The following is a 9,130-nucleotide window of genomic DNA, read 5'->3' as shown; positions in this document are numbered from 1 at the left end:
CGCTATGGAAGCCCTGGTGGGCCAACAACCCCTGCGGGGTCGCGACGGACCCTCGCGCGCCCCGACGGCACCCCGATACCGGTCAGCCGGTAGGGGTAGGTAGGGGATATCTACGGGGGTGCCCCGGGAGTCATTCTCAATACACAAAGCACGGAGCAGAACGGGACGGCAGCGAGGAAGCGCCGATCCGGGCTCCGCCGGAAGGACCGGGTGACTCTTCGGAAGGGCAGAACAATGACCACGACGCTGTTGACGCCGATCGATGCTTCTACTGACACTTTCGGCCCGCCGGCCGAGCTGAGCAGGTTCCTGGGTCAGCACTACTTCAGCCACGACGCCGCCAACCCGGCGACCAACCCGCCGCTGGACTTCGAGAAGGCGGCATTCCACTCCCGGACGGTGGTGACCGCCGAGCAGCTCACCTCCGTGGTGCAGGTCAACCTCGTCGGTGGGCCCAGCGTCATCCCGCGCAGCCTCGTCGTCAGCAAGACACTGGCGGCGAACGAGAAGCTGAAGATCTGCCACCTGGACGGGTACGAGCACTTCGAGCGTGACGCGGAGCTGGCCAACGTGTTCGTCTGGTCGATGCGTACCTCGATGGCTTTCTGACCAGCGCCGCCGGCCTCGGTGCCACGGCCCCTGCGGGGGCATGGCGCCGAGGCCGGCGGCGTTGGGGGTGGCGCGGTTCAGGCGAGCTGGCGGCGCAGCAGCCGCAGGGACCAGGTGGTGCTGAGGACCAGCAGGCCGATCGCGACCAGCGCGCCGATCAGCACGATCTGCTGGTCGTAGTTGCCGCTGATCAGCTCACGCTCGGCCTCGACGACGTAGCTGAGCGGGTTGGCCCGGGACAGGTAGTACAGCCAGTCCGGGGCCCGGTCCATGGGCAGCAGCACACCGGACAGCAGCATCAGCGGCACGACGATGCCGCTGACCACCGGGGCCAGCGCGAACTCGTGCTTGAGTTTGAGCGCCAGGCCGTAGGAGGTGAAGCCGACCGCGACCGCGGTGATGGCGAGCAGGATCAGCCCGGCCAGGATCGGCAGTACGCCGGCCCGGAAGCCGAGGATGAACGCCAGCCCGATCATCAGGATGGCCTGGACGAGCAGGAGCACCACGTCCTTGAGGACCCGGCCGGTGAGCAGGGCGACCCGGCTGAGCGGGGTGACCTGCATCCGCTCCAGCACTCCGGAGCGGGTGTCCGGGATCAGGGAGAAGCCGGCGTTGGCGGTGATGAACAGGGCGAGCTGGATGAGCATGCCGGGGACGAACCACTGCCATGAGCTGAGGCCGCTCTCGTCGGTGGTGTCGCTCAGCAACGGCCCGAACAGGACCAGGTAGACCAGGGGCACCGCGACACCGACGATCAGCGTGCCGGGGCTGCGGAGGGCGGGACGGACCGCCCGGTCGAACGTCAACCAGGTGTCTCGCAGGAACGACATGGGGATCCTCACTTCACAGGCCCGGGAACGCCGGGGCGGTCTCGCTGTCGCGAAGGCTGCGCCCGGTGACGGTCAGGAACACGTCGTCGAGTGTCGGCCGGCTGGTTCGCACCGAGAACACGTCGACGTTGATGCGGTCGAGTTCGCGCAGCAGGCCGGGCAGCACGCGGTCGCCGCGGGCGATGCGGAACCGGACGGTCGCGCCGTCGACGGTCACCTCCGTCGCGCCGTCGAGTCGCTCGGCGGCGGCGGCGGTTTCCGGGGACGCGGAGGTTTCCAGGGTCACCAGATCGCCGTTGACCTGGGCCTTGAGCTCGTCGGCGGTGCCCTCGGCGACGATCCGACCGCCGTCGATGACGAGGATCCGGTCGCAGAGGCTGTCGGCCTCGTCCAGGTAGTGGGTGGTGAGGAAGACCGTCGTCTCGTAGTCGCGGCGCAGGTTGCGGATGTGGTCCCACAGGTTGCTGCGGCTCTGCGGGTCCAGTCCGGTGGACGGCTCGTCGAAGAAGACCACCGGGGGCCGGTGCAGCACGCCCATCACGATGTCGATGCGTCGCTTCTGGCCGCCGGACAGGGCACCGATCATGCGGTCCTCAAGGCCGGTCAGGTCGTACTGGTCCAGCATCTCGGCGACCCGGGCGCGGGCGACCGACGCGGACAGGCCCTGGAGTCGGGCGTGGGTGACCAGCTCCTCGCGGACCTTGTACTCGACGCCGGCCGAGGAGTTCTGGCCGACGTAGCCGATCAGCTTACGGACCCCGGCGGGGTCGCTGAGCAGGTCGCAGCCGCCGATGTTGGCCTCGCCGGAGGTGGGCCGCAGCAACGTGGTCAGCATCCGCAGCGTGGTGGACTTGCCGGCTCCGTTGGGGCCGAGGAAGCCGACCATCTCGCCGGAGGAGACGTCGAGGTCGATGCCGCGTACGGCTTCGACGGTGAACTTGTTGATCTGGAACGTCTTGGTCAGACCGCGCGCCTTGATCATCGGTGGTCTCCTCTCGACAGGGATCCCACCGTCGGCGGAAATCCTCGAAAACGGCGCTGGCACCGGCATTCGCCTATCGCAACCAGCATCGGGAGAGGCCTGTGCGCGGACAACCCTTAGCGGGCCCCCTAGCTCCCGTAGGCCAGCTCAGATGGCCCGTGATCCGGTCCGCGACCGTTCCGGTCGGCACCGGTCCGCGCCTACGATCGTCGTCGTGAGTGTTCCCGGTACGGTCCCGCACGGCAGGTTGTTGGCGATCAGCGATCTGCACGTCGGCTATGCCCGCAACCGGGAGACGGTGCTCGGGCTGCGCCCGGGGCACGCCGACGACTGGTTGATCGTCGCCGGCGACGTCGGCGAGAAGATGGCCGACGTCCGGTGGGCGCTGACAGTCCTCGCCGAGCGCTTCGCCACGGTGATCTGGGTGCCGGGCAACCACGAGCTGTGGACGCCCGCCGACGACCCGGTGCAGCTGCGTGGCGAAGAGCGCTACCGCGAACTCGTCCGGATGTGTCGTGACCTGGGCGTCGTCACGCCCGAGGACGACTTCCCGGTGTGGCGCGGGGCCGGCGGCCCGGTCGTCGTGGTGCCGCTGTTCGTGCTCTACGACTACACGTTCCGCCCGCCGGGCACCACGAAGGAGCAGGCGCGTCACTGGGCCGAGTCGGCCGGGATCGTCTGCACCGACGAGTTCCTGCTGCACGCCGACCCCTACCAGGGCGCCGACGACTGGTGTCGGGCCCGGCTGCGGGAGTCCGAGCGGCGCCTCGCCGCGTGCGATCCGGCGCTGCCGACCGTGCTGGTCAACCACTTCCCTCTGACCCGGGAGCCGACCTGGGTGCTGCGCTATCCGCAGTTCGCCCAGTGGTGCGGCACCACCGGCACCGCGAGGTGGCACCTGGAGCACCGGGCGGCCGTGGTGGTCTACGGCCACCTGCACATCCCGAGGACCACCCTGGAGGACGGGGTCCGCTTCGAGGAGGTCTCGCTCGGCTACCCCCGCGAGCAGGACCTGTACGGCCGGCACGGTGACCCGCTGCGTGTCATTCTTCCCGCCGGCGAGCCGTCCTGACCGAAGCGGGCGCACCCCCGTCGCATGGTCGCTTCCCCAAGCCCGCCCTGCCCGGTTCGCGCCGGCCCGTTGGCCGTGCGCACCCCGCTGAGATGGCCCGCGCACACCGCGGCCCCGCCACGCGTCGACGCGGTGCGGGGCCTGGTGTGCGGGGTCAGACGGTCGCGGACAGGTCGAGTTCGAGGTGGGCCGGCAGGTCGGTACGCCCCACCACGCCGAGCTTGCGGTAGATGCGCGTCAGGTGCTGCTCCACGGTGCTCACCGTGATGTAGAGCTTGTCGGAGATCTCCCGGTTGGTGTAGCCGATCGCGGCCAGGGCCGCAACCCGGCGCTCGGCGTCGCTGAGCATCGCGGCGCTGCCGGTGACGCTCGGCTGTGCCGCGGCGGTCTCCTTGTCGTCCCAGCCGATGTCCCGCGAGAGCCGACGGAGCAGCGGCTGTGCGTCGCACTCCTCTGCCAGGGCCCGGGCCCGCCGGCCGATCATTCCCGCCCGCCGCGACTCACCCAGAGCGTGGTACGCCTCGGTCAGGTCGACGAGCACCCGGGAGTGCTCGTACCGGTCGGCGCCGGACTGCAACAGGTCGGCCGCCTGCCGCAGCAGCATAGGCCGGTGCCGCAGCTGGCTGGTCGCGGCGAGCAGGCGCAGCGCCGAGCCGTGCACGCGCGGCATGTCCTTGCCGCAGCGACCCAGCTGATCCTCGATGAGCCGGCGGGCCTGGTCCGGGCGTCCCATCCGCAGCAGCGCCTCGGCGGCGTCGGTGCGCCACGCCACCAGACCGGGAGCGTCCAGCTCCCAGGTGGTCATCAGCTCACCGCACTTCTGGAAGTCGCGCAGCGCCAGCGGCAGGTGGCCGGTGGCCATGCTGTAGCGACCACGCGCGTGCAGGTAGTGCAGCCCGTACCGGGTCTGGAACATCGTTTCCGGAACCGGCTGGTCCAACCACTCGGCGACCTCTTCGAAGCGACCCATCGCGGTGCACGCCGTCACCAGGCTGGCCAGCGGCACACCGACGGCCACCCCCCAGCTGCTCGGCGGCATGATCTCCAGGGCCAGACGGGCGTGCCGGGCCGCGCCGGGCAGGTCACCGAGGCGCAGAGCCACCTCGGCCCGGATCGCGGAGAGCCGGGCCTGCCGGCTGGGTGCGCGCCGGGTGTGCGCCTCCTCGATGAACAGGTCACACCACGGCGCGGCCTGCTCGGCGTGTCCGCCGTAGGTGAGGGTGAGCAGGGCGCTCTCCACCGTGTCCAGGCTCATCTCGTCGAGCCGGGAGCTGCGCAGGATGCGCTCGACGACCCCGGCCACGCTCTCTGACGGGGTGGCGCTGAGCACCGTGGACAGCGCGTTGGCGGCTTCCAGGCGACGGCTCGCCGAGACCGTGGAGACGGTCACCGGGGCCGGCCGGAAGTGCTGGGCCAGCGGCGCGTACGAGCAGCGCAGCCAGGGCCGGGTCATGGCCAGCTCACCGGCGGCGGCCGGGTCGAGGTCCACTCCGGTGGCCGCGAGGTGCTCCAGGATCACCTCCGCCTCGGCGAGCTGCCCGTGCCACAGCAGCGCCTTGGCCAGGATCACCGCGTCGCTGCCCTGGAGGAAGCCCTTGTCCAGGGCCCCGGCGAGCTCGGGCAGGTAGCTGCTGGAGGAGCTGGGGTTGACCCGCCACTCGGCGCGTACCAGAGTGGTCATGATCTTGATTTTCTGCCGCTCGTCGGTGCAGGCCCGCCAGGCCAGCTTGAGGTAGCTGACGGCCGACTCCACCTGACCCTCGCGCAGGGCCTGCCGGGCTGCGTCCTCCAGCGCCGCCACTCCCCACGCCTCGCTGGCCTCCTTGGCGCACAGCAGGTGCTCGGCCACGACCCGCGCGGACGCGCCGCCGTCGTAGGCGAGCACCGCCGCGCGCCGGTGCAGCTCCGCTCGCTCGTCCTGGTCGAATCCGGCGAGCACGGCGGCCGCGGCCACCGGGTGCCGGAACCCACCGAGGGTGAAGATGCCGGCCGTGGTCAGAGCCCGCATGGCCTGCGCGACCACGCCGGCGTCGGTGCGCAGGAGCCGGTCGAGCGCTTCGGTGTCGGCGAGCACGGCGACGCCGCGGGCGACCTCCAGCAGCTGCGGATCACCGCGGCGCAGGCAGGACACGACGGCTTGGGCGTACCGCTCCCCCACCACCACCTCGTCCGGGGCGGCGCCGGTCTCCTCGGTGGCGGTCTGGTAGTCCTCCAGCAGGCCGCCGACCAGCAGAGGGTTACCGCCGGTGAGCTGGTACCACTGGCCGGCGAGCCGTTCGGCGACCTCCGCGCCGACCGTCTCGGCGGCGAACTGCTGGACGCCGAGGCCGGTGAGCGCGGTCAGCTTGACCCGGCTGCCGTGCCCCGGGCGCAGCAGTTCCGCCTGCCAGGACGGTTCCGCGCTGCGTCCGAACTCGGTCTGGGTGAAGGCGACCAGGACCGGCGCGAACCGGGCGCGGCGGGCCAGGTACGCCAGGCAGACCACCGAGGCGCGGTCGGCCTGGTGCACGTCGTCGACGAGCAGGGCCAGCGGGTAGCGCTCGGCCAGTTCCAGCAGGATGGTGCAGAGCCCGTGCACGATCTGCACGTCGATGTGCTCGTTGTCGTCGCGGTTGTCGGCGGCCAGGGCCGCTACCGTGCCCTCGTGCAGCAGGCTCATCGCCCGCTCACGCTCACGGTCCTGCAGGGGCGCGTCGTGGAAGAGCTGGCTGAGCAGCGCCAGGGGCAGGTTGCGCTCGGCGTGGGCGCCGCTCGCGGTGACCGCGAGTGCACCGAAGTCGACCGCCCGGTCGGCCAGGGTGTGCAGTAGTTCGCTCTTGCCGGTGCCGACGGTGCCGGTGATCATCGCCACCCGGCCACGGCCCGCGACCGCCTCGGTGAGCAGACCCTCGAGGCCGGCCACCGCCTTGTCTCTTTCAACGAGTCCCATGTGGATCTCCCCAGGTCTGGTGTGGTGAACGGCCTCGATTGGTGTTCAGCCGGCCAGGTTGAGGCCGACGGTGCCGGCCAGGACCGGGCGCAGCCGGGGCGGCGCGGGGTGCATCGCCGGGGCGTCGAGATCCCCGACGGTTTCCAGGGCGTTGCCGGAGCGGAGGGCGCGGCTGAGCGCGGCGCGGACGGCGGCGAAGGCCGCGGTGTCCGGCTCGGCGTCGATGCCGACACCCCAGACGGTACGGGTGCCGAGGCGACACTCGGCGTAGACGACCACGTCGTCGCGCTCGCACACGGCGCCGACCCCGGTGCGGTGCACGGCGCGCACGTCGATCCCCCAGGACAGCATCGTGGTGCGGATCTGCTCGACCGCGTCGGCCCGGGCGGCGCCGACGGTGAACCCGCCGCCGCCGACGTGCAGCTCGGTGGCGACCATGTCGCGGAAGCGCAACGGCACCGACAGCGGGCGCTGCACGACGTACTCCTTCAGGAACAGCTCCCCGATGCGGGCCGGTGGGATCTCCACCCCGGCGGCGTCGGCCTGCGCCTGGACCACGCCGGCGAATTCCAGCTGAAGGTCGCGCGGCAGGAGCAGACCGTGCCGGCTGGCCAGCACGTAGGCGACGCCGCCCTTGCCGGACTGGCTGTTGATCCGCACCACGGTCTCGTAGGTGCGGCCGACGTCCTCCGGATCCAGCGGCAGGTACGGCACCTCCCAGGGCAGGTCGTCGACGGACGCGCCGATCGCCATCGCGGCCCGGGCTCGCTCGTCGAAGCCCTTCTTGATGGCGTCCTGGTGGGAGCCGGAGAACGCGGTGTAGGCCAGGTCCCCGCCGTACGGGTGGCGCGGGTGCACCGGCAATTCGTTGCAGTACTCGACGGTGCGCCGGATCCGGTTGATGTCGGAGAAGTCGATGCCCGGGTCGATGCCCTGGGTGTAGAGGTTGAGCCCGAGCGTGACCAGGCAGACGTTGCCGGCCCGCTCGCCGTTGCCGAACAGGCAGCCCTCGATCCGCTGCGCGCCGGCGAGGGTCGCCAGCTCCGCGGAGGCGACCCCGGTGCCGCGGTCGTTGTGCGGGTGCACCGAGAGGCACACGTGCTCGCGGTGGGACAGGTTGCGGTCCAGCCACTCGATCTGGTCGGCGAAGATGTTCGGCATGGTCCGCTCGACAGTGGTCGGGAAGTTCAGGATGATCGGTCGGTCCGGCTCCGGCTGCCACACGTCCATGACCGCTTCGCAGACCTCGAGTGAGAACTCCAGCTCGGTGTCGTTGAACAGCTCGGGCGAGTACTGGTAGCGCAGGTCGGTGCCGGCGAGGGTGCGTTCCGCGTACTTCATCATCAGCCGTGTCCCCTGGACCGCGAGGTCCAGGCACTCGGCCCGGGTCATGCCGAAGACGACCCGGCGAAACAGCGGCGAGGTGGCGTTGTAGATGTGGATGCGTGCGCGGGGAGCGCCGGCCAGGCTCTCCACGGTGCGGCGGATCAGCTCGTCGCGGGCCTGCGTCAGCACCGTGATGCAGACGTCGTCCGGAATCAGGTCGTCCTCGATCAGCAGCCGGACGAAGTCGTGATCGTCCTGGCTCGCCACCGGGAAACCGACCTCGATCTCCTTGTAGCCCATCTCCACGAGCAACCGGAACATGGCCAGTTTCCTGGCCGGACTCATGGGGTTGGCCAGCGACTGGTTGCCGTCGCGCAGGTCGGTCGAGAGCCACCGGGGCGCGGTGGTGACCGTACGGCTCGGCCACCTTCGATCCGGCAGGCTCACCGGAGCGGCGGGCAGGTAGCGGCCGGCAGATCGTCGACTCGGGTTCACGATGGGTTCCTTTCCTCGCTGTGAGGAGCCGGGACTCGCGGCCCGGGCGCCACCTGACTCATCCCCGGGTGCCGAAGTACATCGAGTACGAGTAGGGAGTGAGGAGCACCTGGACCTGGCAGGTGTCGGACTCGTCCTGGACGCGGAAGGTGACCGCGATCTCCGGGTAGGCGGCGCTGACGCCGAGGCCGGAGAAGTAGTGGTCGCTGTCGAAGACGATCCGGTAGGGGCCCCTCTCCAGAAGCTCTGCCGCCCAGTCGTCGATGTGGCCTTCGGGGTCGGACTCCGCGTCGGCGACCGGCTTCCAGCCGCCGTCAGAGGCGCGTTCGAGTCGCGCCCGGATGCCCGCCGCGGGGCGGCCGAACACACCGTCCAAAGCTTGCGCCGAAACACTCATGTCGTTTTCACCTGCCAGTCAGTCCCGTCGCTCGTGCCCGCAGTGCGAACGGGCGACGGTTGGTTGCCGGATTCCCGGCCTTGGGCAGAACTGTGCGCCGGCTGGCTATCGGATGGCCTTCGCCGTTCTATCGCCGGCTATCCGCCGCTATCCGATAGCGGTGATAGGGGTTGGCAGGTGAACAGATAACGCGGTGATGGGGCTCGTTCCTACGTTGGTGACATCGCCGAACACGGCGGAACGAAATCCCCCCTCAGCTGGAGGAACATCGCCATGCGCAACAACGTCTCGATCACCGTCAAGGCCCGTATCGCCCTCGCCGTCGTCGCCGCCGCCATCACGGTCGGGCTGTTCGGAGCGACCGCCGCACAGGCCGACGGCGCCACCGCCCCTGCCCCGGCGGCCACCCCCACGCCGAGCACGACCCCTTCCCCCAGCCAGCCCTGGGGCTGATCGTCACCGCGTGGGGTTCCGGCGGGCCATCTGATCA

At 70.6% G+C, this 9,130-nt stretch carries 8 protein-coding genes; 3 read left to right on the top strand and 5 right to left on the bottom strand.

Annotated features, from left to right (window positions below; genetic code table 11):
- The first annotated feature begins 234 nt into the window (after positions 1-234).
- Positions 235-609 carry a DUF5988 family protein gene (locus GA0070619_RS09450; protein WP_088947709.1) on the top strand — a complete coding sequence of 125 codons (375 nt, stop codon included), beginning with the start codon at positions 235-237 and terminating at the stop codon, positions 607-609.
- 77 nt (positions 610-686) lie between these two features.
- On the opposite strand, the gene GA0070619_RS09445 is transcribed toward GA0070619_RS09450, so the two are convergent.
- Both GA0070619_RS09445 and GA0070619_RS09440 read right to left on the bottom strand, forming a co-directional pair.
- Entirely contained in the window at positions 687-1,439 is a 753-nt protein-coding gene (locus GA0070619_RS09445; protein ID WP_088947708.1) for an ABC transporter permease, read from the bottom strand.
- 13 nt (positions 1,440-1,452) lie between these two features.
- Complete coding sequence (locus tag GA0070619_RS09440; protein WP_088947707.1) at positions 1,453-2,421, bottom strand: ATP-binding cassette domain-containing protein; 969 nt, start codon at positions 2,419-2,421, stop codon at positions 1,453-1,455.
- A gap of 214 nt (positions 2,422-2,635) precedes the next feature.
- Between GA0070619_RS09440 and GA0070619_RS09435 the strand changes: the two genes are divergently transcribed.
- Complete coding sequence (locus GA0070619_RS09435; RefSeq protein WP_231927350.1) at positions 2,636-3,493, top strand: metallophosphoesterase family protein; 858 nt, start codon at positions 2,636-2,638, stop codon at positions 3,491-3,493.
- Between the two features lie 154 nt (positions 3,494-3,647).
- Here the strand turns inward: GA0070619_RS09435 and GA0070619_RS09430 are convergent, their stop codons facing one another.
- Genes GA0070619_RS09430 through GA0070619_RS33010 form a run of 3 tightly spaced genes read right to left on the bottom strand, consistent with a single transcriptional unit; the run spans position 3,648 to position 8,640 of the window.
- Positions 3,648-6,422 carry a helix-turn-helix transcriptional regulator gene (locus GA0070619_RS09430; protein ID WP_088947705.1) on the bottom strand — a complete coding sequence of 925 codons (2,775 nt, stop codon included), beginning with the start codon at positions 6,420-6,422 and terminating at the stop codon, positions 3,648-3,650.
- Positions 6,423-6,467: 45 nt separating this feature from the next.
- Positions 6,468-8,243, bottom strand: a complete 1,776-nt coding sequence (locus GA0070619_RS09425; protein WP_231927349.1) for a 2-isopropylmalate synthase — start codon at positions 8,241-8,243, stop codon at positions 6,468-6,470.
- Positions 8,244-8,301: 58 nt separating this feature from the next.
- Positions 8,302-8,640 carry a hydroxyisourate hydrolase gene (locus GA0070619_RS33010; protein WP_088951668.1) on the bottom strand — a complete coding sequence of 113 codons (339 nt, stop codon included), beginning with the start codon at positions 8,638-8,640 and terminating at the stop codon, positions 8,302-8,304.
- A gap of 273 nt (positions 8,641-8,913) precedes the next feature.
- Here GA0070619_RS33010 and GA0070619_RS09415 point away from each other — a divergent pair, with 273 nt between their 5' ends.
- Positions 8,914-9,093: a hypothetical protein gene (locus GA0070619_RS09415; protein ID WP_088947704.1), complete on the top strand. Its 180-nt coding sequence runs from the start codon at positions 8,914-8,916 to the stop codon at positions 9,091-9,093.
- Positions 9,094-9,130: the final 37 nt, after the last annotated feature.

Source organism: Micromonospora zamorensis, from assembly GCF_900090275.1.
GTDB classification, from domain to species: domain Bacteria; phylum Actinomycetota; class Actinomycetes; order Mycobacteriales; family Micromonosporaceae; genus Micromonospora; species Micromonospora zamorensis.
Note: the sequence above shows the minus strand (reverse complement) of the source record. Positions and strands in the feature narration are given on the sequence as shown.

Coding starts and splice junctions, on each gene's coding strand:
- GA0070619_RS09430 (WP_088947705.1), bottom strand. CDS start 6,422: ATGGGACTCGTTGAAAGAGACAAGGCGGTGGCCGGCCTCGAGGGTCTG.
- GA0070619_RS09445 (WP_088947708.1), bottom strand. CDS start 1,439: ATGTCGTTCCTGCGAGACACCTGGTTGACGTTCGACCGGGCGGTCCGT.
- GA0070619_RS09415 (WP_088947704.1), top strand. CDS start 8,914: ATGCGCAACAACGTCTCGATCACCGTCAAGGCCCGTATCGCCCTCGCC.
- GA0070619_RS33010 (WP_088951668.1), bottom strand. CDS start 8,640: ATGAGTGTTTCGGCGCAAGCTTTGGACGGTGTGTTCGGCCGCCCCGCG.
- GA0070619_RS09450 (WP_088947709.1), top strand. CDS start 235: ATGACCACGACGCTGTTGACGCCGATCGATGCTTCTACTGACACTTTC.
- GA0070619_RS09440 (WP_088947707.1), bottom strand. CDS start 2,421: ATGATCAAGGCGCGCGGTCTGACCAAGACGTTCCAGATCAACAAGTTC.